Genomic DNA, 24,611 nt, shown 5'->3' with positions numbered 1-24,611 from the left:
ACCGGGGCCGTTATTTGGGACTTTTTAGGTGCGAATCAGCTTGAGGGGATCCCAGACCATCTGCGGTGAAACATCAGCTGGAGGTAGCCCAACGGAACTACGCATCGCCTCTATCACCTTATCTTCGCTCGGTAACCGCTCTTCTAAACTACGCCCCGTGAATAGCTTTACCTGGTCAACGGCCTGATACATTAACATTTCTAGGCCAGAGGTTACCTTTCCACCTCTTTCTTGCCAGAGCTGAGCAAGAGATGAGGGCCAAGGATCATAGGTGACGTCGAGCAGAATTCCCAGCTGCGTCCTCTGGGACGAAGTGGTATCAGACATTAGGTGGTCAGCCGCCCCGGCTGGCAGAGTAGAAATATTGACCTCGTAGAGTGAACACCTGTGAGAAAAGGCTTCTAAAGGCTCAAACTGCACAGTGACACCTAGCCTCTTAGCCGTTTCCACAACGCTGTGAGCACGAGCAGGGTTTCGCACAAAAACGTCTACCCTCTTAAGCCCCATGTAGGCTAAAGCGGCGAGGGCCGCAGTCGCCGTGCCTCCCCCACCAACAATTGCTCCGGTCTGCAATTCAGCCGGGGCACCAGCGGTCTTCAGAGCATTCACAATTCCTGAGACATCGGTGTTGTGTCCCCAAACGCTCCACCCTTTGACTCCCTCCCTCCAGTAAACCGTGTTGACTACACCGACTGCCCGAGCGAAGGGAGTTAGCTCGTCTAAGTAGTCTAGGATGGCTGTTTTGAGTGGCATGGTCACAGAGAAACCACAGGTGTCATCGTGGGGACCGTGCTGAGCAAAAACCGCAGGCAGATCTTCCCCCTGAGTTTCTTTACGCTGGTAATCAATAGATTCACCCAGGGCATTGTAAGCAGCTTGGTGGAGGAGCGGAGACTTGCTATGGCTAATGGGAGACCCCAAGACAAACGCCTTGGGGCCCACACCTGATAGAAGGGTCATTTACTGGCACACATTCTTGTTATTTGCACAGAACTCATCGTAAATCTCCACATTAGCCAGGTGCTCTTCATACGTTTCAGCAAAGAGCGTCTCACCGGTGAAGAGGTCTACAGTCACCCAGAAGTAGTAGTCATTCTTTTCGGGGTTAGCAGCAGCCTTGATAGCGGCTTCACCGGGTGAACCGATCGGGCCCTCAGGTAATCCCTTGTAGTAGAAGGTGTTGTACTTGTTCGAGGAGTCCGCTTTCTGCTCATCGGAAATATGGTAGCTCTTAATCCCTAGGCCGTAGGCCACGGTGGCGTCAGACTGCAGATAGCCAGATGTCTCACCGTCTGGGTTATTCAAGCGGTTTTCAATAGCGCCGGCGATGGGTGCGTAGTCTTTCTCAATACCTTCAAACTCCAGGATGGAGGCAACAGTCAGTACATGGAAAATACGGTCGTCACCGGTCACTCCATCAGCCTCAAGCTGTTCCTTGGTTTGATCAACCATGGTCTGCAGAATCTCTTCGGCGGTCGCATCCTTGGCGAAGCGATATTCACCGGGGTACAAGAAACCCTCAATCGTTGGGAAGTTAGAAGGAATACCAAAGACATCAGGTGAGTTGCCCAGAGACTCAAATTCACCGGCACTGATACCGGTGCCCTTTGCCAGGGCGTCAAATGTTTCATCCATACGCCAGGTGCGGGAAACAGCAACATAATTGGTGTTCGCCTCATCCAGGTTAAGTAGCTCGTTGAGAGCAGCAGAGCTACTCATCTCCTTTTGAAGCTCGTACTCCCCTGGCTGGAAAAACTGATCAGAAGTTGTCTCCGAGTAGACTTCCAAGAACCTGCCGGCATTAGCAATAATTCCCTGTTCTTCCAGAGAGTTAGCGATACCAATATTCGAAGAGCCTTCAGCAATAGTAAAGGTGACGGTGGTTCCGTTCCCCTCGCCGCTGTAATCTTTTCTTTCAAACCATCCCAGGCGAGGAGAAATAATTGCCACGACCATCACCAGCGCAACGGCAAAGACAAGTACAGCCGAAGTAACAGCATTGCGGCTACGGCGTTTTACACGCTGACGTTCTTCTGAAGTAACTTCATCCTGCTCAACCTCAATCCCCATGAAACCATCGTGGGCAGTTTCGGAGGATCGCCCAAGGATACCCCCCAAATCGGTTTGATGATCTCTGGTGGGTCGTGAGGGGCGCGGCGGGCGGTTAGAACTCGAGTTTTCAGGCATTCGGGTTCTCCGTTTCGTCGTTGTATACGGTTGAGTCTTGTGAGTTGAGAGGTCCCTTTGGATCCACCCGGTAGCCAGCTAGTTGTTGACCGGCTTTGATGGTATCTAAGGCTGACTGCAGGATGTTGACCGCAGCTACTTGATCAACCATCGTCTTGAAGTCCCGAGATGATACCCCGGCCTCGTGCAGCGCTCGATGAGCGCTCACCGTAGTCAGCCTCTCATCGATGAGCCATATGGGAGTGAGTCGGTCTTCCGCGGCTAGCTCAGCAGCAAGATGCTCTGCATAGTCGCGCGCCATCACAGTCGATGGGCTTTCCCCACCTTTCATGGTACGCGGCAGACCCACGAAAACCTCGGTTACTTCGTGAACCTCCATGAGTTTCCTAAGTACTCTGCGGTCGGAATCCTTCTTAAGATCCCGACGCAGAGTTTTCAGAGGCGTCGCAAGAATCCCATCTGGATCGCACAGGGCTAGGCCGACGCGGGCATTGCCCACGTCAACTCCCATACGACGGCCCCTAGTGAAACTCACGGGGTTAAGCTCCGAGCTCTGTGATTACTGAGCGGATTGCCGTGAAGGCGGCATCAATCTTGGAGGCATCCTGACCGCCACCCTGAGCGACATCGTCCTTACCACCGCCGCCACCACCGAGTATACCGGCAGCAATACGTACCAGCGCACCGGCCTTAACGCCGGCATCGCGGGCAGCCTGGTTGGTAGCAACCAGAATCACGGGCCGGTCATTATTGACGCCGGTTACGGCAACAGTTGCCGCATCTTCACCCAGGCGAGAGCGAAGGTCAAGGGCTAGGTCACGAACGCCGTTAGCATCAAGTTCACCGGCATTGTGCAAGAGAGTGCGCACACCGCCCAGCATTTCTGCGGACTCGGTGAGTCTGCCGGCCTCTGCCTGCAACTTTTCCTTGCGAAGCTTCGTCAGTTCCTTCTCAGCTTCCTTCAGCTTAGCCAGAGTCTGGCTCAACTTTTCGGGGAGGTCTGCTGAGGACTGGACCTTCATCATACCGGTCAACTGATTGACTAGGGTGCGCTCAGCAGCCAGGTGATTGAAAGAGTCCAAACCAACGAGAGCCTCAACGCGGCGGTTGCCCGAACCAACAGACTGCTCGGTGAGCAAGGTCAGTGAGCCAATCTGAGCGGTCGAAGCGACGTGGGTACCACCGCACAGTTCGCGGGAGAACTCCCCGCCCATTTCAACCACACGCACGGAATCGCCGTACTTTTCCCCGAAGAGCATGGTGGCGCCCAGGTTCTTAGCCTCATCCAGTGACATTTCGCGGGTGATGGTCTCGAAGTTATCTCGGATTGCGGTGTTGGCGACCTCTTCTACTTCCTGCTTAGCAGCATCTGATAGGCCTTCGCCCCAGGCAAAGTCAAAGCGCAGGTAACCCTCCTTGTTATAGGAGCCGCGCTGGGTTGCCTCATTACCGAGCACCTGGTGCAAAGCTGCGTGGATAATGTGCGTGCCAGAGTGAGCTTTTTCGCCATCAGCACGGCGCTGCACATCGACCTGAGCCACAACAGCGGAGCCAGCGACAACCTCGCCCTCACGCACGGTAGCGCGGTGAACCGAGAGTCCCTTAACCGGCTGCTGAACATCCGAAACATCAAGCACAAAACCATTTCCGGTAATAACACCGGTATCGGCAGCCTGGCCACCAGCTTCAGCGTAGAAGGGGGTCTCATCAAGAACAATCTCAACCTGATCCCCCGCCCGAGCGGCAGGGATGCTGACTCCGTCCACCAGGATAGCTCGCAGGGTGGTTTCGGTGCGCAGTTCGTTATAACCGGTAAAGATTGAGGGACGCTCATCCACTAGCTCGCGCAAGGCCGAAAGATCAGCGAAAGAACCCTTCTTTGCTTTGGCGTCAGCCTGAGCGCGGTGGCGCTGTTCCTCCATCAAAGAGCGGAACTGTGCCTCGTCAACCTTGACCCCAGCTTCTTCAGCCATTTCCAGGGTTAGATCAATGGGGAAACCATAGGTATCGTGCAGGGCAAAAGCGTCTGCACCAGACACCTCGCCCTTGCCAGCGCTCTTAGCAATCTTGACAGCTTCTTCAAGGCGCTCAGTGCCTGATTCGATAGTTTTCAGGAAGGCCTTTTCCTCTGCATAGGCGATGCGGGAAATACGTTCGAAGTCTTCAGCAACCACGGGGTAAGCACCCGCCATGGCATCGCGAGAAGCGGGGAAAAGCACGGGTAGGCAGGGATCGGTAACACCCAGCAGGCGCATTGCGCGGATGGCGCGGCGCATAAGGCGGCGCAGGATGTAACCGCGGCCTTCGTTGGAGGGGGTTACACCATCGGCGATGAGCATGAGGGATGAGCGGATGTGGTCGGCAACCACGCGCATCCGCACATCGTTGATGTAACCCTCATCTTCAGCGTTTTCTGAGCCGTGGTATTTTTTACCGGAAAGCTTAGAGGCTGCATCGAGCACGGGGCGCACCTGGTCAGTTTCGTAGAAGTTTTCTACTCCCTGCAGCAGCATAGCCAGACGCTCTACGCCCAGACCGGTATCGATGTTCTTCTTGGGAAGCTCGCCCAAAATTTCGAAGCTGTCCTTGCCGGTGCCTTCACCGCGCTGGTACTGCATGAAAACCAGGTTCCAGATTTCGATGTAGCGGTCATCATCTGCAGCAGGGCCGCCTTCTTTACCGTATTCCGGGCCACGGTCGTAGAAGATTTCGGAGTCAGGGCCTGCGGGGCCGGGCTGACCGGTGGACCAGTAGTTCTCAGCCATACCCATCTTCTGGATACGCTCGGCGGGGAACTTCACATCGTTAACCCAGATATCGTAGGCTTCGTCGTCTCCCTCGTAGACAGTAACCCAGAGGCGTTCAGCATCTAGACCATAGCCGCCGTCTTGAACTGAGGAGGTCAGCAGCTCGTAGGCCCAGGGAATAACCTCTTTCTTGAAGTAGTCACCAAATGAGAAATTGCCGGCCATCTGGAAGAAGGTTCCGTGGCGGGCGGTCTTACCGACCTCTTCAATATCCAGGGTGCGGATACACTTCTGGACGCTGGTTGCGCGGGAGAAGCTGGGAGTTTCGCGCCCCAGGAAGTAAGGAATAAAGGGCACCATACCGGCGATGGTAAACATTGCACCGGGCTCGTTTGATACCAGCGAAGCTGAGGGAACTACGGTGTGCCCGCGCTTCTCGAAAAATTCGATCCAGCGCTTTGAGATTTCCTGTGAAAGCATCGAAGCTGTTTTCCTAACGTTCGTTACCTAAAATGATGAATAAGTTTATGAGAAAAAGTCTGTGCCGAGATCGGCGTCTCGTGCCAGACGCCTCTTACGGGCATCAGCTTCCGTCTCTGGTGCTTGGCTTAGCGAACCCTCTAAAACACCGTCGCTGCCATAGGTCTCAATGCGTCGGTTGGAGCCTTGGCCCTGTTCCCAGGTATCGATTGATCCCGGACGTGTTTCTTGTTTTTGTTCTTCAAAACGCTGCTTAAGCTCAGCTTCTTTTTCATCCATGCCAGCTTTGACGTTAGCGGCGAAGCGCACGAGGCTCAGCGCCGAGGCCTTGAAGGGAGCCCCATATTTAGAGTCTAAGAATTGAGCCACAGCTGCATCCTTACCAACAAAGTTTTGCAGAGCACGCTCAGAGCGTAGCGTTAACTCTGCTGATTGACCAGATACCTTCTCTTGGGAGCGAGAAGCTAAATAGCCAGCAGCGGCACCACCGGCAATGAGCAGAGCATTCTTCCAGAAGGACACTTTTACTCAGCCTCCGGGTGGCGAGGCCGGCTAGCTGGCCCATCGCCTTTAACAGCTTTACGTAACCCGTGAGAGAAGGATGCCACCTTAATCAGCGGCTGACCTACGGTTGAGGTTACCAAGGATGAGAGCGCTGAGACGTTTGCTGAGGCATCAGAAACATTGCTTGTAATGCTATCCACCTTATCCAGCTGAGCATTAGTGCTAGCTACCGTTTTGGTTACCTCACCAATGAGGGGTGTGGTTTCGTTGTTCAGGCTTCTGATGGTGAGCGTGAGTTCGTCAAAAACCTTACCCAGTTTCAGGATAGGTAACGCCAGCAAGGCAACCAGTACAGCAAAAACACCTGCTGCTATGAGACCTGCTATGTCTGCACCACTCACGGGCACCTCTTTCTCGACTGGCTAACTGCTCTTAAAAGAGCACGAATTGATAACAATACTACTTGACCTGTGGCGAGAAGCGTTATTTTTTGGTGTTCCCAAAAGGTAAGTCCCCATCACATCACCCAAGGTTTAGTTTCACTTCTGCAAACCAATCACTGGTAAACCTCACAAAAAAGGCCCGCACCACAGTTAAGTGGTACGGACCTTTAGGAGCTATTGCTTATGCAAGGCGTGAGTAGTATTCAACAACCAGCTGCTCTTCGCAGATGACGGGAATTTCTTCGCGCTTGGGTGCACGCTCAAGCTTAGCGTGGAGCTTCTCGATCTCAACGTTCAGGTAAGGAGGAGTATCGGGCAGAACATCCTGGTGTGCGCCGGTGGCTGCAACCTGGAAGGGTGCCATCTTCTCGCTCTTGGGGTGAACGTGAATCAGCTGGCCGGGCTTGACGCGGAATGAGGGGCGGTCAACGCGAACGCCATCAACCATGATGTGACGGTGAACGACTGCCTGGCGAGCCTGAGCGATGGTGCGGGTGAAACCTGAGCGCAGGACAAGTGCGTCGAGGCGGGTTTCGAGGATTTCAACCAGGTTCTTACCGGTCTGACCCTCAATGCGCTTAGCTTCGAGGTAAGCGCGACGCATCTGAGCTTCACGGATGTTGTACTGTGCGCGCAGACGCTGCTTTTCCTTCAGCTGTACTGCATAGTTCGAGTCAGCCTTCTTACGGGCGCGACCGTGCTGGCCGGGGCCGTAAGGGCGACGCTCGAAGTACTTTTCTGCCTTGGGGGTCAGTGCAATGCCGAGTGCACGTGACTGACGCACGGTACGGCGGGTACGGTTGTGGTTTGCCACAGCTGTTACCTTTCATTAGCGGTTGGTTCCCCCTGCGTGGAAGGAACCATTTGTTCTGTTGTCTTGGCCTCCGGTAACCACCTACGTTTTGGGTGGTGGAGAGTTGCGAGCAGCCGCACTCAAACAACTACGATCTACCCGGTGATCAGGTTTCTTTTCAGAAGCCCGCGTTTTGGGTAGCCTGCCAGACCGTACTAACTGTACCTCAAGCCTTTACCCTCTGCTACGAGGCCTTCACTTGTGTTGTTGTGTTCTTGCTGACCCTGGCGTCCCTACCGCTCATTTTTGCCCAGAATTTGATTGATGGCGTCCAGACGGTCTTTGAGCGCGCGTTCGTGGCCAAAGGACGTGGGTGCATAGTACCGAGTGCCACCGAGGGTTTCAGGTAGGTAGGATTGAGCGGCGACACCGTTCGGTTCATGGTGGGGGTAAATATAACCACGCCCGTGCCCCAGTTGGCTTGCGCCGGGGTAATGGGCATCTCGCAGGTGAAGGGGGACCACACCCGCGTTACCGTTTTTGACATCAGCTATGGCTGAGTCAATCGCCGATATGACCGCATTTGACTTAGGTGCTGTAGCTAGGTGAATGGTGGCCTGAGCCAGATTAATCCTCGCCTCGGGTAGACCCACTAGTTGGACGGCTTGAGCCGCGTTGACAGCAGCAGTTAGGGCGCTCGGATCTGCCATGCCGATGTCTTCACTGGCGTGAACGATTAGCCGCCGTGCAATAAAGCGAGGGTCCTCACCAGCCACAATCATGCGCGCTAAGTAATGCAGGGCCGCATCGGGGTCTGAACCACGAATTGATTTGATGAAGGCACTGGTGACGTCGTAGTGCTGGTCCCCATTTCGGTCATAGCGCAGTGCACTCTGATTGAGTGCCTGCTCAGCGTGCTCGATAGTGAGCTCTAATGGTTTCTGGACGCTGTAGTCCCGGTTCTCTGCCTCGGCCTGCCCAAAAGCCTGGGCTGCAGCAGCCTCTAGGCTGGTTAGAGCCTTGCGGGCATCCCCCATAGCCAGCTTTACCAGGTGATCTTTCGCGACAGCTTCTAGAGTGAGGGTTCCACTGAAACCTCGCGGGTCCTTCAAAGCCCTGTCCAGCAGATCAGCAATATCCCCATCAGTCAGGCCCTGCAAGGTCAGCAGAATGGAGCGGGAGAGCAGGGGCGATATGACGCTGAAGGAGGGGTTCTCCGTGGTGGCTGCAACGAGAACTACCCAGCGGTTCTCAACCCCCGGTAGCAGGGCATCCTGTTGAGCCTTGGTAAAGCGGTGAATCTCGTCCAAGAACAAAATGGTAGTGATACCGCGGTAGTCTCTGTCTTCAAGCGCCTGTTCCATGACCGCGCGGACGTCTTTAACCCCCGCAGTGATTGCAGAGAGTTCAACGAACTTGCGGCCAACGCCACGAGCTATCACGTTAGCTAGGGTTGTTTTGCCGGTACCGGGTGGACCCCAGAGAATGACGGAAGATGGCCCACCTGGACCCGCGGACTCCCCCGCTAGAACCCGCAAAGGTGAGCCCGCCTTAAGCAAGTGACTCTGCCCCACCACCTCGTCCAGAGTTCGAGGCCGCATGCGCACAGCTAGCGGAGCTCGTTCGCGGCGGGTCAGGTTGCTCTGGGACTCGTTGCCGTCATCGGGCTGGTCGTTGAACGTAAAAAGGGAGCTATCCACGGCGTCCTCGTATCTGCTGTTGGCCGCTGGTGTGGCTACAGCTGGTCGGTATCAAGAATAAGGGTCACAGGGCCATCGTTGGTGAGACTTACCTGCATCTGGGCGCCGAAGACACCCGTCTCAACCTTGAGCCCCAGGGCCCGTAAAGCCTCAACATAGCTATTAAAAAGGGGCTCAGATACCGGGGCTGGGGCAGCTTTAGACCATGAGGGGCGCCGCCCTTTCTTGGAATCGGCGTAGAGGGTGAACTGGCTGACGGCCAGCACCGGGGCACCAGCATCCAGACAAGAGACCTCGCCCTCTAGAAGCCTAAGCTGGGCGGTTTTCTCAGCAAGTTTCTGCACCTGTGTCTCGCCGTCATCGTGGGTGATACCCACTAATGCCAGCAAGCCTGGCCGGTCGATGGAGCCTACCGTTTGCCCATCAACGGTCACTGCTGCTGAGGTGACTCTTTGAAGAATTACGCGCATTATTCCCCTGCCTTTGACTCTGCCTTACTCCCCTATTTTGTCATGTTCTACCACTCCGGTCTTCTTATATGGTTAAAGAAAGAAGCGCCGTCCCGGCATCTTCTGAGAAAGAGCAGGGGCGGCGCCTCTTTGTGGGGCTTAAAGCCTAGAAGTTACTTAGCTTCAGCTTTCTTGGCCTCAGGCTTGAAGTCAACGCCGGCTTCCTTGCGCTGCTGCGCGGTGATGGGCGCAGGAGCAGCAGTGAGCGGGTCAAAGCCGCCACCGGTCTTGGGGAAGGCGATGACGTCGCGGATTGAGTCGGTGCCGCCGATGAGCTGCAGAACGCGGTCCCAACCGAAGGCAATGCCACCCATAGGGGGTGCGCCGAAGCTGAAGGCCTCGAGGAGGAAGCCGAACTTCTCTGCAGCTTCTTCTTCGCTGATGCCCATGACCTTGAAGACACGTTCCTGGACGTGCTTCTGGTGGATACGAATCGAGCCGCCGCCGATTTCGTTACCGTTACAGACAATGTCGTAGGCGTAGGCTAGAGCCTCACCGGTGACCTCTTCCTGGTCAAAGGTGTCCAGGTACTCGGGCTTGGGCGAGGTGAAAGCATGGTGCACGGCGGTCCACTTTGAGGAGCCTAACGCCACATCGCCGGAGGCAGTAGCGTCTGCTGCTGACTCGAAGAGGGGTGCATCTACAACCCAGACGAAGGACCAGGTGCCATCCTTGATGAGGCCGGTGCGGTGACCAATTTCAACGCGGGCAGCACCCAGCAGAGCGCGCGAGGACTTGGCGTCCCCTGCGGCAAAGAAGATGCAGTCGCCGGGCTTAGCGCCGGTTGCCGCTGCCAGGCCGGCACGCTCTTCTTCAGTGATATTCTTGGCAACGGGGCCGGTCAGCTCGCCGTCCTCCTGAATCAACACGTAGGCAAGACCCTTAGCGCCGCGCTGCTTGGCCCATTCCTGCCAGGCGTCCAGGGTGCGACGTGCCTGTGAGGCACCACCTGGCATCACCACAGCGCCCACGTAGGGAGCCTTGAAGACGCGGAAGGTGGTGTCTTTGAAGTAGTCGGTCAGCTCGGTCAGCTCGAGACCGAAGCGCAGGTCGGGCTTGTCCGAGCCGTACTTCTCCATGGCATCCTTGTAGGTGATGCGCTCGATGGGGCGGGGAACCTTGACGTCAATCAAGTTCCAGACAGCCTCAACGATACGCTCGCCCAGGTCAATAATGTCTTCCTGGTCTACGAAGGATGCCTCGATGTCCAGCTGGGTGAACTCGGGCTGACGATCGGCGCGGAAGTCTTCGTCACGGTAGCAACGGGCAAGCTGGTAGTACTTTTCAATGCCGCCCACCTGCAACAGCTGTTTGAAGAGCTGGGGTGACTGGGGCAGTGCATACCAGGAGCCAGGTGCCAGACGTGCCGGGACCAGGAAGTCACGAGCACCTTCGGGGGTTGAACGGGTCAGGGTGGGTGTCTCAACCTCGGTGAATTCCTGACCGTGCAAAACCTCGCGAGCCGCACGGTTAGCCTCTGAACGTAGGCGCATCAAGCGGGCAGGTTCGGGGCGTCGCAGGTCAAGGTAACGGTACTTCAGGCGGGCTTCTTCGCCTACTTCTACGTGCTCATCAATCTGGAAGGGTAGGGGTGCTGCGGTGTTGAGCACCTCAGTTTCCTTGACCATAACCTCGATGTCACCGGTGACCAGGTTGGGATTCTCGTTACCCTCGGGGCGGCGGGTGACTTCACCAATGACCTTGAGTACGTACTCGTTGCGCAGGTGTTCGAAGTCAGCTTCGTTATGGAAGACCACCTGAGTGACGCCTTCACGGTCTCGCAGGTCTACGAAGGCAACACCACCGTGATCGCGGCGCCTTGAAACCCAACCAGATAGGGTAACGGTTTCTCCGATGTTCTCAGCGGTTAGCTCGCCAAGGGTGTGAGTGCGTAGCACGCTCTTCCTTTCCATCATCACAGCTGTTTTTCTGTGAAAAGAATTTTATGTCTAAGTATAGATTGCCCCGTGGACTGCGCGACAGCCACGGTGGGTTTAGTGGGAGTCTGCAGGCACGATCCGCACCTGCAGATCCTCTGCCGGAGGCATCCAGTTTTCGGGTGAAGCTTCTCCCTGCTCCCCGGTGCGGATGTCCTTGACCTCGTGCTTGAGGCTGCCATCTTCGTTGGTTGAGATAAACCACACGAAGGGGATGCCGCGTTTTTCGGCGTACTTAATCTGCTTACCGAACTTAGCTGCGGTTGCTGAGACCTCGCAGGCGATTCCGCGGGCACGCAGCTGATCAGCGAGGTCTTGAGCGCCTGACCACATCTCGTCGTTGGTCAGGGCGATGAGAACGGCTGAGGGCACCTTGCGGGTAGGAGTGGCGAAGCCCTGGGACAGGATGCGGGATACCACGCGGGTGACTCCAATAGAGAGGCCAACACCGGGGTAGGTTTTCTTTCCGTTGGACGCTAGTGATTCGTAGCGACCACCCGAGCAGATGGAGCCCAGCTGCTCGTGACCCACCAGTACCGTTTCGTAGACGGTACCGGTGTAGTAGTCCAAGCCGCGGGCAATGGAGAGATCAGCAATGACCTTGCCGGGGGCACGACGTGCAGCTTCACCTATCACCTCAGTGAGTTCAACCAAGCCCTCTTCCATGAGTTCATCGGAGACACCCAAAGCGCGAACCTGATCGGCGAAAGAGGTATCTTCTGCCCTGATGGACGCCAAGGACAGCGCAGCCTGAGCCTGCTCGTCCGTAGCACCCAGCTCGTCTTTGAGGAGCTGGGCCACGGCGTCCGGGCCAATCTTTTCTAGCTTGTCGATATTGCGCAGCACTCCCGCAGTATCTGTGAGCCCGATGCCGCGGTAGAAACCTTCTGAAAGCTTGCGGTTATTGACGCGCAGTTTAAAGTCAGGGATGGGCAGCTTTGAAAGGGACTCCACAATGATGAGAGCCAGTTCAACGTCATAGCGGAAAGGCAGAGCGCCATCCCCCACTACGTCAATATCGGCCTGAGTGAATTCGCGAGCACGGCCTTCTTGAGGACGCTCACCGCGCCACACCTTCTGAATCTGGTAGCGCATGAAGGGGAAATTCAGGTAGCCAGCATTTTCCACCACGTAGCGCGCAAACGGTACGGTGAGGTCGAAGTGCAGTGCCAGCTTCTCTTTTTTGGCAGCGCTGCGGGCATCCTCCGCATCATCGAGCAGACGTGAAACCGCGTAGACCTCTTTGTCGATGTCGCCCTTGCGCAGTAGTTGGTCGATGGTCTCAACCGAGCGCGTTTCGATGGAAGAGAAGCCATGCAGCTCAAAGGTTTCGCGCAGAGTATCGAGAACGTAATTCTCCACCAAACGTTCTTCAGGTAGGTGCTCTGGGAATCCAGAAAGCGATTGCTTGCGAGCCATTAGCTCCCCTCACGTCAACAAAATAGGTACTTGGTGCGCAGCTTTTACCGCACAGTCTTCTTAATACTAAACGGTGAGCACGGAGCACCGGTAATTATAGGCGGGGTCTGCTGCTGAGATACACCACATTACTGCCCACGTAATACCCGGGTGTCCTTTAGATGCTAAAACCCCCTAAGAACGATATGCTGGTGAGTGCACCAACCGTGCTCGATAGATTATTAGTTGTTGACTGATGACAGCTAACCAGCCCTATCGTCTAATTGCACGTGGCTGGTGCGCTTTGTTTTACACCTGCGCTAACGCGCCTCAACGTGAAAGAGTTATAGCGGTGACTACCCAACCCGACGACACCCTCGCAACCGTAGACCTCGAAAAGGCTCGTAAATTCGGCAAAGTTGATGCTGAAGGCCACGTCTTTGTCATCGTGGACGGTGAAGAATATGCAGTAGGCCAGGTGCCCGGCGCCTCAGCTGATGAAGCCCTCGCCTACTTCGCCCGTAAGTTTGAAAATGTAGAAGCACAAGTTGCCCTGCTCGAAGAGCGCGTAGCTCGTAAAGCTAAGGCAGCCGATCTGCAGAAGGCTGCAGCGCACCTGGGCCAACAGGTAGCAGTTCGCAACATGGTGGGCGATTACGCTGCGCTTCAGGAGCATCTGGTGGCTCTGGTTGCCAAGATCAATGAACGCGAAGAAGCCGAAAAGGCAGAATCAGTCGAATCACGTGAAGCTGCGCTGGCAGCCCGTGAGGCAATCGTCGCCGAAGCTGAGACCCTAGCTGACCAGGATGAAACCAAGATTCACTGGAAGAACTCCCACTCACGCATGAACGAGCTGTTTGATGAGTGGAAGAAAACCCAGCGAGAGCATCACCTGGCTAAGAGCGTAGAGGACGACCTCTGGAAGCGTTTCCGCGCTGCCCGCACCACTTTTGACCGCCGCCGCCGCGCTCACTTCTCACAGCTTGATGAAAAGAACGCCAAGGCTAAACGTGTCAAAGAGGCTCTCATTGCCGAAGCTGAGGCGCTAAGCACCTCCACTGATTGGGCGGAGACTGCCGCCAAGTACCGCACTCTGATGGATCAGTGGAAGGCCGCACCTCGCGGCGGACGCAAAGAAGACGATGCGCTGTGGGGTCGTTTCCGTGCAGCACAGGATGTCTTTTTTGACGCCCGTGCCGCTCTCAACGCTGAGCTCGATAAGGAATTCGAAGCTAACCTGGTAGCAAAGGAAGCGCTGCTTGAAGAAGCGCGCGCCATCCTGCCCGTCACCGACATAAAGGCCGCTAAGGCACAGCTCGAGGGCATTCTTGATCGTTGGGACACTATCGGGCGCGTTCCCCGCGCCGCTGTGCGTCGTGTGGAACAGGATTTGAAGAAAGTTCAGGACGAAATCCATCAGGCCGAAAACGCTAAGTGGCAGAAGACTGACCCCGAGAAACAGGCTCGTGCTAACTCCATGCTGACCCAGTTGGAAGAGGCGATTGCTGATCTCGAAGCTGATCTTGAAAAGGCTCAAGCTGGTGGCAACGCACAGAAAATCAAGAAGGCGGAAGAAGCACTGGCAGCTCGCAAGCAGTGGCTGGAAACCTTGAAGGCTTCATCAGCTGAGTTTGGTGCCTAGCAGGTTTGACGGTTTAACCGTGCATCGAATGTGTGGATAAACCGTCTATGTGAAGTGAATATTTCTTCTCTTCAGCTCGACTCCCCGCAGAGACTACAGTTTCTGCGGGGATTTTGCTGTTCGAGACAGAAGTTATCCACAGGTGTAAAAATTGATCCCTCGATGATGCTTTGGTTTGGTAAAACTTAGGTATGTCAGCTCACAGTATCACCCATAAACTCAGTGCTCTCCCCTTCCCGCTCCTCCCGCCGGAGCAGAAAAGCTCCTCAACCCTTGAATATATAGCTCAGGCACAAGGGGGCTTCCAGTCCACGGCTTTCACCGATCCAGGGCTCCGCCATCTTGACCCCCGGGCTACTGAAGAAATGAGGAGGCTACTTTGCACCGCTGAATCAGAGGGAGTCAGCACTGCCGAGTTTAGAGAAGTCGTTGAGTTCGAAGCTTTAGTTCACCTGCACCACGGAATTTACTCTCCACCCCATGTCAAAGATACCGCCCTGCTGCGAGCTATCAGCTGTGGCATGCTTATCCCTGAGGGTTACCATCACCGCTTACGCATTTCTCGCCGCGCAGCAGCCTGGATTCTGGGGTTTGGGCAGGCGCCGCAGGGCAGTATTGATATCGATTATGACCGTAACAACAGAGTTCATTTGCCACGGAAGGCTGCACGATTGTGCTCAGCTCATCAGTCCACCTTCAAAGCCTACGAGGCACTTAGTATTGGTGGCCTGCTGGTCACCAATCATCTGCGGACGGCGCTAGATCTTCTTATCTTCGATGAAGAATATGATGCTCTAGAGATTGTAGGGCAGATTCTCCTCAGCCCGGATAATAACCTGACACCGCACTTACTGATGTCACATGTGCAGGAAGCATCCTTTATACGTCAGCGTCAAGCAGTTCTTGCTCGAGCAAAAAATGTCTGCACCGAGGTTACCCTGCGGAGACAGGGGCTATGGTAGAGCCGGGACGCTGATACATGTGAGCCTACCGTTTAATGTCACTCCTACTATTCGTATCGAGGTAGGTCTCTCTTCGAGAGAGGTTTGGCCCCGGTTAGCCTGTAAGCGCTATAGATACCAGGTACGTTCATAATCTGGTTGAGAAGATGGTCGAGCATAAAGCGGTCACTGACCTCAACCGTGTAACGGTTAACGGCAAAACGATCGTCACTGGTGTGAACTTTCGCATCGACGATATTGCTACCGGATTCAGAAATGACCCGAATGACGTCCACCAGCAGCAGCTTGCGATCAATACCTTCCACCTGGATGCTCACCCTGAAATTATTGTTGGTGCTGGTAGCCCACTCAACAGTGGTCTGGCGGGGGTCATCCTGAGCATTCAGCACGTTGGGGCAGTCGATACGGTGCACAGATATACCCTGTAAGCGGGTCACGATGCCAACGATCTCGTCCGGCGGAACAGGAGTGCAGCATCGAGCAATTTTAGTCAGAATACCCTCAGCGCCAGGCACCACCACACCGTTATCATCGCCTGTAGCTGGGCGGGTATTGAACAGTGAGTTATCAAAGCTATTGACCTCTTCCGGTGCTTGATCGTCGTTATCCCCGTAGTAGAGATCGACCAGAGTAGAGATAACATTTTGGGGTTCAAGATCGTTCTCTCCAACCGCATGGTAGAGACTTGCCACATCGTTTTTATGGTGCGCATGCGCTACCTGAAGCATGAGCTCAGGAGTCAACATTTTGGTGAGCGGAAGTTCATGCTGCCGCATGGCCTTCACTAAACGTTCTTTGCCGCGGCTGAGCGCCTCAAGTCTGCGCCCCTTAGCAAAATGTTGCCTAATTTTGGTGCGGGCCTTCGAGGTACGCACAAACTTGAGCCAGTCCTCGCTCGGCTCGTGATTCTCGTCCTTAGTGGTCATAATTTCCACTGTGGAAGCGGTCTCAAGCTTCGTATGCAGGGGCACGAGCTTGCCGTTGACCTTGGCCCCAATCGTGCGGTCGCCCACCTCAGAGTGAATAGCGTAGGCAAAGTCAACGGGCGTTGAACCGGACGGCAAACTGATGGGCTTACCCTGCGGGGTAAGAACCACAATCTCATCTGACTCTAGAGTTTCGGCCAGCTCCTCATAAAACTTGCTCGATTCGGGGTTAGAACTTGAAATTTCAGAGATTGATTGCAAAATCCCGATGCTAAAGGCAGCAGTGTGGGTGGTAGGCTCCTTGACCGCGGTCTCCACCTTCTCACCACGAGAAGCTGCCTTATACCGCCAGTGTGCTGCCACACCGTACTCAGCCTCTTCGTGCATCTTGTAGGTGCGAATCTGGATTTCAAGCGGTAGCTCACCTGGCCCGTGCACCGTCATGTGAAGTGACTGGTAGTGATTATTCTTGGGCGACTTGATGTAGTCCTTAAAGCGCCCCGCCATGGACGGCCACAGCGACAGCACATGACCTAAAGCGGCATAGCAGTCATCAATGTTCTCAACCATGATACGTACAGCCAAGATGTCGTTGATTTCATCAAAACTCTTACCCTTGGTCTTCATCTTTTGATGGATGGAATAGTAGTGCTTGGGGCGGCCAGTCACCGTGCCCTCAATACCAACCTGCTGCAAGCGATCTTCGATAGTCACCCGAGCTTCAGCCAAATACTTTTCGAGTTTGGGGGTTCGCTCACCGACCAGACGCACAATTTCCCGATAAATATCGGGGCTCATTGCTGCAAATGAAAGATCCTCAAGCTCCCATTTAATGGTGTTAAGACCGAGGCGGTGTGCCAGCGGGGCATAGATTTGCAGGGTCTCTTCAGCCTTCTTGGCCGCTGAGGCTCCTGACACAAAGCGCCAGGTACGTGCGTTATGTAGACGGTCCGCCAGCTTAATCAGAAGCACGCGGATGTCCTTGCTCATGGACAGCACCAGTTTACGGATGGTTTCAATGGGAGCATTAGCGCCGTAGCTGACCTTATCGAGCTTGGTCACCCCGTCCACCAGGTAAGCAACTTCTTCACCGAAGTCGGCAATGAGCTGCTCCATGGTGTAGTCAGTATCTTCAACGGTGTCATGCAGAAGTCCAGCAACAAGAACGGGGCCGGTAGCTCCAATCTCTGCCAGGATAGTGGTCACGGCTACCGGGTGGGTGATGTAGGGGTCCCCACTCTTACGCTTTTGCCCGCGGTGGTAGCGGCTGGCTACTTTAAAGGCCCGCTGCAGCACATCAAGGTCTTCATCAGGGTGAAACTTGGTAACTGTGCGGATGACAGGGGCAAGAACCGGCGAGAATCGTGGGCTTGGGCCCACTTCACGACCAAAGACCTGGCGAGCCGGCACCCGACCTGATGCCGACATGACACGGTGTGAACCACGCAGAGGTCGCTTCATGTCCTGGGTGCTGTGAGTGTTCTTTTCTGAAGCGCTCATATCTGAACTCCCCCTTGCCTCGTCCGTGTGCTATATGTTGCTCTATCATAGTTCAAAATAACTGATAGGTAGAACACAGTGACCAGGCATGACTAAGCCAGCCTACTTTAATGTGAAGGTGCCGCCTGGTTTTACCGGGCGGCACCTTCTTTATCTATGAATATCGAGCCGGTACTCGGCTCTCGTTGTCCCTACTGGTTATTGGTCGTAAAGTTAAACTCTCGGACGGTGATAGCAGGGATGCCCGGGGACTGGCCGGTATCAGCAGTTTCTTCTTCGGAAACAATACCTACACGGGCGTCCCGTACTCTGCGCTCCTGGTCCTTGACGCTTTGCTCTCTTAAGCGCAGCACAGCATAGGCGGGAGCAGCCACAAAGAGGGTGCCAATGGTGCCTACGATGATACCTACGAACAAGGCCAGCGAAAGATCCTTGAGAGTGCCAGCGCCCAGCAACAGAGCACCAATAAAGAGAATAGAACCCACGGGCAGAATACCAACAATAGATGTATTGATGGATCGGACCAAGGTTTGGTTAACCGCCAGGTTTACCTGCTCACCGAAAGTGACATCACGTCTGCCCTCAATACCCTCAGTATTCTCTCGAATCTTGTCAAAGACCACCACAGTGTCATACAGCGAGTAGCTGAGCACGGTGAGGAAGCCAATGATAGCGCTGGGTGTAATCTCAAAGCCGACAAGAGCATACAGCCCCACGGTGGTGACAATGGTGAAAACCAGACCGGCAATTGCTGATAGCGACATCTTCCAGGTTCGGAAGTAGAGCGCCATGCCAATCATTACTAATACTACGAACCATGCTAGACCGATGAGGGCTTGCTTGGTGACGCCGGCACCCCAGGTAGGGCCGACGAAGGATGAAGTGACATCGTCGCTCTCAACATCGTAGGCAGCTCGCAGAGCGTCGCCGACTGCCAAGGTCTCATCGTCGCTCAGCTCGCTCATCTGCGCACGCACGGTGCCCGATGAAATGTTGGTGACTCGTACGTCAGTCGCCTCAGGTGCTGCTGAGCTGATGGCGTCCTGGCCGATGGTCACATCTTCATTCGCCACCGATGAGACAGTGAATTCTGATCCACCGCGGAATTCGATGCCCAGATTGAAGCCGCCTTTGAACACCGGAACCATCGCAGCAAGAAGCACGACGATCAGGGCGAGGCTAAGCCAGCGCTTACGATGAGGCACAAATCCATAAGATTTTTTGCCTGAATGCAGGTCATTTCCGAACTGCGCAAGCTTATTCGCCACGGCTTTGCTCCTTAATATCAGTTGCAGACATCTCTTCTTCAGCAGCGGCTAAACGCTCACGGCGCTTACGCTCAGCAAGAGAGAGGCGAGCTTCGGTTTCTTCAACACTACGGACGCGCCCGGCACCTCGGTAGAGCGGTGTGGCTCCCAGCGCCGCGGGATCCATACCGGACCACTTGCCGCCGTTTCTAAAGTAATCGCGCTGTCCCAGCAGAACCATCAGCGGGTGGATGAAGAGGAAGGTAATGATTAGGTCAGCAATAGCTGTGAGGCCCAAAGTGAAAGCGAAACCTCTCACGTTACCTACCGAAGCGAAGTAGAGCACTAGGGCAGCTAGAAGGTTCACGGCCTTAGATGCCATAATCGTCCGCTTTGCACGGTTCCAACCGTGGTCGATAGCGGCAGGTATGGTTCGCCCAGCCCTAATCTCGTCCCTAATACGTTCAAAGTAAACGATGAAAGAGTCAGCCATCAGACCAATCGACACGATGAGGCCCGCAACGCCAGCCAGCGAAAGTCGGTAGTTCATGAGGTGGCCCAGCAGAATAATCACGCCGTAGGAGAAGCCCGCAGCAACCAAAATTGAGCTGATATTGACTAGACCAACCAGGCGGTACTGGAACAGGGAGTAGATAAAGACCAGGATCAGACCAATCAGACCGGCCAAAAGACCCATCTTGAGCTGATCAGCACCCAAAGTTGCTGAAATCTGTTGCTCCGACTGGATGGTAAAGCTAATGGGTAGAGCACCGTATTTGAGCTGCTCAGCGAGCTGGGATGCTTCTTGCTCAGTAAAGTTACCGGTAATCTGCGGCTGACCGTTGGTAATCACTGCTTGGGTTACCGGAGATGAGAGAACGGCGCCGTCTAGCATAATAGCGAAACGGGCACGTGGGTCAGAGGAGTTAGCACCACGGATTGAGTTCAGACGAGTGGTGACATCCTTAAAGGTTGCTGTTCCAGATTCATTGAACTCAATATTAACTCCCCACTGGCCCGTGGAATACCCTGTGCCACCGGTCACCTGAGAGAAGCTGGCATTTTTAATTTCTGTTCCATAAATTTCGATAGGCCCGAGGATGTACTTCTCCTGCCCGTCGGTTGAACATGCAACGATTGCCGCGTCGGGGTCCTGCTCAGCCTCGTCCACATTGGATGGAATGCTACAGTCAAGAGCCTCGTACTCCCGCCAGAGCTCAGGGGTAACCCAGTTGTAGTCTGAACCGTCAGTAGGTTCAGCGGTGGGGGCAGGTAACGATTCCTCAGTCGCTACTGCATCACCCGTTATCGGGGTAGGTGCACCAGAGTTGAGGACGGCGCGGAAGGACATCTGTGCTGATGTTTGGATGAGTTCTCGGGTTTCAGGGCTCAGGACTCCGGGTACTGACACCACAACGTTCTGCCCAGACTGAGTGGTGACTTCAGCTTCAGCTACTCCGGAACCGTCCACGCGCTGGCGAATAATTTCTACTGCCTGCTCTAGTTGTTCATCCGTGACCTGCCCGCCGTCGGCGTCATTCACCTGGGGTGAAAGAATGAGCTGGCTGCCACCTGAAAGATCAAGCGCGAGCTTGGGTGACCAGGAACCCCCAGCGAAGGTGGTGCCGAAGATACCCCCGGCAACTAAGAGCAGTAAGAGCACCATGGAGACCAGCGCTCCGCGTGCTTTTGCACTGTGGCCTGTAGTAGCCATCAACGCCCCTTTACAGTTTTATGTCAAACATGAAAAGGCGCGCGGCCCTCAGGCTGCGCACCTATTTCGTAGAAGAAAGTTTATTTGGTGGGTTCGTCTGCGATTTCACCGTTGATGGTGGGCTGATGCTCCCCTGCCGAGGCTGCTGATCCGGTTGCGGCACCAGTTTCTTCGATCTGGGTAACGGTCATGAGATGAACCTTAACAACAGTGCCAGGAGCAATTTGGAGCTCAGCGGTGTTGTCTTCTTTGTTGATGCTAGCCACAGTGCCGTAGAGACCGAAGTTGGTCATTACGGGAGTCCCTGGCATCATTTGGTCTTGGCGTTCTTTGAGCTGTGTCTGAGCTTTTTTGGTACGGCGAGCAGGCAGTACGATAAGCACAATCATCATGATAGCTAGTAGCGCGAGCATGAATAGGGGTGAACCGCTGTCCACGAATAATCCCTCAAATCAGGTGTTGGTGATAGTCTTCCGCCCCAGTTTACGCGATGAGTCTGTGAATTTGGCTCTAGGTTGCTGTAGGCAGGTTCTCTGAGCTGAGAGTTTTATGGGAATTCTGGGGCTGCTAACCCTAAATGCTGCCAGGCTGCCGGATGAACCATGATTTTCCGAGCGCGCGAGGAAATAAAAATCGTGGTGAATCTCTGCGCGTCAGCGCAGGGCGCTTACGGCAGCTCTGGGGCTGCTAACCCTAAATGTTGCCAGGCTGCAGGAAGCGCCACGCGCCCTCTCGGTGTCCTGCCGATGAGGCCTTCGCGCACGAGGTAGGGTTCTGCGACGGTTTCGACGGTTTCGGTTTCTTCGCCGACGGCTATGGCGAGGGTGGAGAGACCTACGGGGCCTCCTCCAAACTTGTTGATGAGGGCTTCAAGGACGGCGCGGTCGAGGCGGTCGAGCCCGCGTTCGTCCACTTCGTACATGTCGAGGGCAGTGGCGGCGCTGGTGGCGTCAATCCGATTAATGCCGTTGACCAGTGCCCAATCGCGGACGCGGCGGAGCAGACGGTTGGCAATACGGGGTGTACCACGGGAACGTCCGGCGATTTCGGTGAAACCTGCGGGGCTGATAGATAGCTCCATGAGACCTGCTGAGCGGCGAATGACGCTTTCAAGTTCAGTTACGGAGTAGAACTCTAGGTGGCCGGTAAAGCCGAAGCGGTCGCGCAGGGGCCCTGGTAGAAGCCCTGCACGGGTGGTGGCCCCGACCAGGGTGAAGGGCGGGAGTTCTAGGGGGATGGAGGTAGCACCGGCGCCCTTGCCCACCACGATATCAACGCGGAAGTCCTCCATTGCCATGTACAGCATTTCCTCAGCCGGGCGGCTCATGCGGTGAATTTCATCGAGGAAGAGCACTTCACCGGGTGTTAGGGAAGAGAGAATGGCGGCCAGGTCACCCGAGTGCTGGATGGCTGGGCCGGAGGTGATGCGCAGGGGCGCGTCCATCTCGGCAGCAATAATCATGGCAAGGGTGGTTTTGCCTAGCCCCGGAGGGCCAGAAAGCAGCACGTGGTCGGCGCTACGGCCGCGCATGCGGGAGGCCTCAAGCACCAGGGAAAGTTGCTGACGAACGCGGTGCTGGCCCACAAAATCATCGAGAGATTTGGGGCGCAGCGCCGCCTCAATCATTTTTTCTTCGGGCTCTTCGTCCATAGACACGAGGCGCTGACCGGGGATTTGACCGTCAGCGTTATGCAACTGGCTCATAGGGAGTGATTCTACCTTCGGTGGCGGTTCTTTTAGCGGCTAACGGTGTTCTGGCTACCCAGTGAGGCGAGCACTGAGCGCAACGCTTCTGCCACGCCCATGGTTTCTGCGCGGGGGTTGTGATCAATGAAAGCGGCGATGGCTGCCTCGGCGTCCTTCTCGCTCCACCCCAGGCTGGTGAGGGCGTCGAGCACCTGCGGTTTCCAGGCGATACCCTGGTTGATGGGTAGCTGGTCGCTGGTCTCGTGGTCGGTGAGAATCAGCTTGCCGGCTAGCTCAAGGACAATGCGGCGGGCACCCTTAGGGCCAATACCGGGAACCTTGGTAAAGGCCTTATCGTCTCCGGTGGCAACGGCCCTCTCTACCTCAGCGGCGGTGTGGACGCTGAGCACGGCCAGAGCAATACGCGGACCGATGCCAGAGACTGAAAGCATAATGTCAAAGACTTCGCGTTCGGCGGCGTCTGCGAAGCCGTAGAGCGTCATGGAATCTTCGCGCACAATAAGAGTGGTGGTGATGGTGGCGCTCTCCCCCAGTCTGAGCTTTGAGGCGGTACGTGCATTGAGGTGTACCAGCATGCCAAAGCCGTTAACATCAATCACGGCGTTGTCGAGGCCGAGGTGGGTCACTGTTCCGGTGAGAGAGCTAATCATAGAGCCTAGTCTAATCGAACGTATGTACTAATACAATTAGCGGCGGGCTTTTGCTTCGGCTTCAGCCCACGCCCGCTGCGCCGGGGTAAGTGCCCTGGTGCGTGCTGTGCCCGCCGGGTTAGAGCCCTGGTGGGTTTGGGTATGAGCTGACATATCCAGGCCGCCTGAAACAGTGCCGCCGCGCCAACCGTGGCAAATAGCAATAGCTAGTGCGTCAGCGGCGTCCGCAGGTTTAGGCATAGCGGTAAGCCCCAGAATACGCGTCACCATACGGCCCACCGAGGCCTTGTCTGCCCGCCCAGAGCCGGTCACTGCAGCCTTCACCTCAGAGGGTGTATGAAAGTAGACTGGGACGCCGCGGGCAGCCGCAGCAGCGATGACCACCCCCGAAGCGTGGGCGGTACCGATCACCGTGTTGACCTGTTCTTGGGCAAAGACACGCTCGATGGCCAGAGCATCCGGCTGGTAGACATCCAACCAGCTTTCGGCGGCTCGAAGAATTTTGAGGATGCGCTGATCCAGACTCTCAGCCGCGGCAGTACCGGCAATTCCAACCTGCACTAGGGCAGCCTTGCGGTTAGGGCTCATATCAATCATGCCGAAGCCGCAGCGGGTCAGCCCCGGGTCAACGCCCAAAATACGGGCAGCGCCCGGGACTCGCGGGGTAGCGTGTTCCGGGCGCGGTAGCGAGGTCACCGTGATGTGCCCCTTCCCTTGTGGTTTTACTTATTCAGCTTCGAGTTCCGCCATGACGGATTCGTTGATATCAGCGTTGGAGTAGACGTTCTGAACGTCGTCCAGCTCTTCAATGGCATCAGCCAGCTTGAGGAACTTGCGGGCCCCTTCAGCGTCAATTTCAACCTGCATGGTGGGGCGGAATACGGGCTCATCGTTGTTGTAGTCCAGCTCGGCTTCGTCCAGCGCCTTACGAATGGCAGGCAGGTCGGTTGCCTCTGATACCACGGTGAAGACCTCACCATCGTCAATAACCTCATCAGCACCTGCGTCCAGAACGGCCATCAGGACATCATCTTCAGTGAGGCTGTCGGTCTTGGTCACTTCGGCAACACCCTTGCGCTCAAAGAGGAAGGCTACTGAGCCGGAGTCTGCCATGGTGCCGCCGTTGCGGGTCACTGCGGTGCGAACTTCAGCCGCTGCACGGTTGCGGTTATCGGTCAGACACTCGATGTAGAGAGCGGTGCCCTGCGGGCCGCGTGCCTCGTACATGATTTCGGTGTAGTCGATGGTTTCACCGGTCAGACCGGCGCCACGCTTGATCGCGCGGTCAATGTTGTCGTTGGGCACCGAGTTCTTCTTAGCCTTGGATACCGCAAGGTCAAGGGCGGGGTTGCCCGAGATATCGGCGCCGCCCATACGAGCAGCTACTTCAATGCCCTTGATGTACTTGGCAAATGCCTTGGCGCGCTTGGCGTCCAGGGCAGCCTTTTTGTGCTTGGTGGTTGCCCATTTGGAGTGACCTGACATGAGTCTCCTTCTAAAAATTCTGGTGCTCACCGGCAGGTGGCACGTTTTACCGCCTTCTATTCTAGCGGTTCTAGCAAAA

General features: G+C 55.5%; 21 protein-coding genes. 2 read left to right on the top strand and 19 right to left on the bottom strand.

Features of this window, described 5'->3' with window-relative positions:
• Positions 1 to 24: 24 nt before the first annotated feature.
• From ABD982_RS04980 to hisS, 11 genes are all read right to left on the bottom strand, one after another.
• Positions 25 to 960 carry a shikimate dehydrogenase gene (locus ABD982_RS04980; RefSeq protein ID WP_345445233.1) on the bottom strand — a complete coding sequence of 312 codons (936 nt, stop codon included), beginning with the start codon at positions 958 to 960 and terminating at the stop codon, positions 25 to 27.
• The gene (mltG, locus tag ABD982_RS04975; protein WP_345445231.1) at positions 961 to 2,187 is read right to left on the bottom strand and encodes an endolytic transglycosylase MltG; all 1,227 of its coding nucleotides are present in this window, start codon (positions 2,185 to 2,187) and stop codon (positions 961 to 963) included.
• The gene (gene ruvX / locus ABD982_RS04970) at positions 2,180 to 2,698 is read right to left on the bottom strand and encodes a Holliday junction resolvase RuvX (RefSeq protein WP_251380137.1); all 519 of its coding nucleotides are present in this window, start codon (positions 2,696 to 2,698) and stop codon (positions 2,180 to 2,182) included. The genes mltG and ruvX overlap by 8 nt, the downstream gene beginning before the upstream one ends.
• Before the next feature lie 28 nt (positions 2,699 to 2,726).
• Entirely contained in the window at positions 2,727 to 5,414 is a 2,688-nt protein-coding gene (alaS, locus tag ABD982_RS04965) for an alanine--tRNA ligase (RefSeq protein WP_345445228.1), read from the bottom strand.
• A gap of 45 nt (positions 5,415 to 5,459) precedes the next feature.
• Positions 5,460 to 5,936: a peptide chain release factor 4 gene (locus ABD982_RS04960; protein WP_345445226.1), complete on the bottom strand. Its 477-nt coding sequence runs from the start codon at positions 5,934 to 5,936 to the stop codon at positions 5,460 to 5,462.
• 2 nt (positions 5,937 to 5,938) lie between these two features.
• On the bottom strand, positions 5,939 to 6,319 hold the full coding sequence (locus ABD982_RS04955) for a DUF948 domain-containing protein (protein ID WP_237203660.1): 381 nt from the start codon (positions 6,317 to 6,319) through the stop codon (positions 5,939 to 5,941).
• A 223-nt stretch (positions 6,320 to 6,542) separates the two neighbouring features.
• Positions 6,543 to 7,175 (bottom strand): 30S ribosomal protein S4, encoded by a 633-nt coding sequence (gene rpsD / locus ABD982_RS04950; RefSeq protein ID WP_251380140.1) that lies wholly within the window; start codon positions 7,173 to 7,175, stop codon positions 6,543 to 6,545.
• 272 nt (positions 7,176 to 7,447) lie between these two features.
• A complete protein-coding gene (locus tag ABD982_RS04945; RefSeq protein ID WP_425570011.1) occupies positions 7,448 to 8,854 on the bottom strand; it encodes a replication-associated recombination protein A in 1,407 nt (468 codons plus the stop codon).
• Positions 8,855 to 8,889: 35 nt separating this feature from the next.
• Positions 8,890 to 9,324 (bottom strand): D-aminoacyl-tRNA deacylase, encoded by a 435-nt coding sequence (dtd, locus tag ABD982_RS04940; protein WP_345445224.1) that lies wholly within the window; start codon positions 9,322 to 9,324, stop codon positions 8,890 to 8,892.
• Positions 9,325 to 9,476: 152 nt separating this feature from the next.
• Positions 9,477 to 11,261 carry an aspartate--tRNA ligase gene (gene aspS / locus ABD982_RS04935; protein ID WP_345445222.1) on the bottom strand — a complete coding sequence of 595 codons (1,785 nt, stop codon included), beginning with the start codon at positions 11,259 to 11,261 and terminating at the stop codon, positions 9,477 to 9,479.
• Between the two features lie 96 nt (positions 11,262 to 11,357).
• Positions 11,358 to 12,719, bottom strand: a complete 1,362-nt coding sequence (gene hisS, locus ABD982_RS04930) for a histidine--tRNA ligase (protein WP_345445220.1) — start codon at positions 12,717 to 12,719, stop codon at positions 11,358 to 11,360.
• A 331-nt stretch (positions 12,720 to 13,050) separates the two neighbouring features.
• Here hisS and ABD982_RS04925 point away from each other — a divergent pair, with 331 nt between their 5' ends.
• Complete coding sequence (locus tag ABD982_RS04925; protein WP_345445218.1) at positions 13,051 to 14,340, top strand: DUF349 domain-containing protein; 1,290 nt, start codon at positions 13,051 to 13,053, stop codon at positions 14,338 to 14,340.
• A 191-nt stretch (positions 14,341 to 14,531) separates the two neighbouring features.
• Positions 14,532 to 15,302 carry a hypothetical protein gene (locus tag ABD982_RS04920; protein ID WP_345445216.1) on the top strand — a complete coding sequence of 257 codons (771 nt, stop codon included), beginning with the start codon at positions 14,532 to 14,534 and terminating at the stop codon, positions 15,300 to 15,302.
• A gap of 47 nt (positions 15,303 to 15,349) precedes the next feature.
• Here ABD982_RS04920 and ABD982_RS04915 read toward each other — a convergent pair whose 3' ends face one another.
• The 8 genes from ABD982_RS04915 to ABD982_RS04880 all read right to left on the bottom strand — a co-directional run bounded on the left by ABD982_RS04915 (position 15,350) and on the right by ABD982_RS04880 (position 24,532).
• The gene (locus ABD982_RS04915) at positions 15,350 to 17,728 is read right to left on the bottom strand and encodes a RelA/SpoT family protein (RefSeq protein WP_345445214.1); all 2,379 of its coding nucleotides are present in this window, start codon (positions 17,726 to 17,728) and stop codon (positions 15,350 to 15,352) included.
• 191 nt (positions 17,729 to 17,919) lie between these two features.
• Positions 17,920 to 18,996: a protein translocase subunit SecF gene (gene secF / locus ABD982_RS04910; RefSeq protein WP_345445212.1), complete on the bottom strand. Its 1,077-nt coding sequence runs from the start codon at positions 18,994 to 18,996 to the stop codon at positions 17,920 to 17,922.
• Positions 18,986 to 20,689 (bottom strand): protein translocase subunit SecD, encoded by a 1,704-nt coding sequence (gene secD, locus ABD982_RS04905; protein ID WP_345445210.1) that lies wholly within the window; start codon positions 20,687 to 20,689, stop codon positions 18,986 to 18,988. Before secD ends, secF begins: the two co-directional genes overlap by 11 nt.
• 80 nt (positions 20,690 to 20,769) lie before the next feature.
• The gene (locus tag ABD982_RS04900) at positions 20,770 to 21,126 is read right to left on the bottom strand and encodes a preprotein translocase subunit YajC (protein WP_251380149.1); all 357 of its coding nucleotides are present in this window, start codon (positions 21,124 to 21,126) and stop codon (positions 20,770 to 20,772) included.
• A 230-nt stretch (positions 21,127 to 21,356) separates the two neighbouring features.
• A complete protein-coding gene (gene ruvB, locus ABD982_RS04895) occupies positions 21,357 to 22,394 on the bottom strand; it encodes a Holliday junction branch migration DNA helicase RuvB (protein WP_345445206.1) in 1,038 nt (345 codons plus the stop codon).
• 32 nt (positions 22,395 to 22,426) lie between these two features.
• Complete coding sequence (gene ruvA / locus ABD982_RS04890) at positions 22,427 to 23,047, bottom strand: Holliday junction branch migration protein RuvA (protein WP_345445204.1); 621 nt, start codon at positions 23,045 to 23,047, stop codon at positions 22,427 to 22,429.
• 36 nt (positions 23,048 to 23,083) lie between these two features.
• Positions 23,084 to 23,743: a crossover junction endodeoxyribonuclease RuvC gene (gene ruvC, locus ABD982_RS04885; protein ID WP_251378801.1), complete on the bottom strand. Its 660-nt coding sequence runs from the start codon at positions 23,741 to 23,743 to the stop codon at positions 23,084 to 23,086.
• 30 nt (positions 23,744 to 23,773) lie between these two features.
• On the bottom strand, positions 23,774 to 24,532 hold the full coding sequence (locus ABD982_RS04880) for a YebC/PmpR family DNA-binding transcriptional regulator (protein ID WP_237203674.1): 759 nt from the start codon (positions 24,530 to 24,532) through the stop codon (positions 23,774 to 23,776).
• Positions 24,533 to 24,611 lie beyond the last annotated feature (79 nt).

The sequence above is a fragment of the Rothia endophytica genome, from assembly GCF_039543885.1.
In the GTDB taxonomy this organism is placed as follows: Bacteria; Actinomycetota; Actinomycetes; order Actinomycetales; family Micrococcaceae; genus Rothia; species Rothia endophytica.
The sequence above is the reverse complement of the archived record's forward strand: the minus strand, read 5'-3'. Positions and strand labels throughout refer to the sequence as shown.

Bases quoted from the DNA above. Each gene is read 5' to 3' on its own strand.
- ABD982_RS04980 (WP_345445233.1), bottom strand. From the start codon at position 960: ATGACCCTTCTATCAGGTGTGGGCCCCAAGGCGTTTGTCTTGGGGTCT.
- mltG (WP_345445231.1), bottom strand. From the start codon at position 2,187: ATGCCTGAAAACTCGAGTTCTAACCGCCCGCCGCGCCCCTCACGACCC.
- ruvX (WP_251380137.1), bottom strand. From the start codon at position 2,698: ATGGGAGTTGACGTGGGCAATGCCCGCGTCGGCCTAGCCCTGTGCGAT.
- alaS (WP_345445228.1), bottom strand. From the start codon at position 5,414: ATGCTTTCACAGGAAATCTCAAAGCGCTGGATCGAATTTTTCGAGAAG.
- dtd (WP_345445224.1), bottom strand. From the start codon at position 9,324: ATGCGCGTAATTCTTCAAAGAGTCACCTCAGCAGCAGTGACCGTTGAT.
- hisS (WP_345445220.1), bottom strand. From the start codon at position 12,719: ATGGCTCGCAAGCAATCGCTTTCTGGATTCCCAGAGCACCTACCTGAA.
- ABD982_RS04920 (WP_345445216.1), top strand. From the start codon at position 14,532: ATGTCAGCTCACAGTATCACCCATAAACTCAGTGCTCTCCCCTTCCCG.
- ABD982_RS04915 (WP_345445214.1), bottom strand. From the start codon at position 17,728: ATGAGCGCTTCAGAAAAGAACACTCACAGCACCCAGGACATGAAGCGA.
- secD (WP_345445210.1), bottom strand. From the start codon at position 20,689: ATGGCTACTACAGGCCACAGTGCAAAAGCACGCGGAGCGCTGGTCTCC.
- ruvB (WP_345445206.1), bottom strand. From the start codon at position 22,394: ATGAGCCAGTTGCATAACGCTGACGGTCAAATCCCCGGTCAGCGCCTC.
- ruvA (WP_345445204.1), bottom strand. From the start codon at position 23,047: ATGATTAGCTCTCTCACCGGAACAGTGACCCACCTCGGCCTCGACAAC.
- ABD982_RS04880 (WP_237203674.1), bottom strand. From the start codon at position 24,532: ATGTCAGGTCACTCCAAATGGGCAACCACCAAGCACAAAAAGGCTGCC.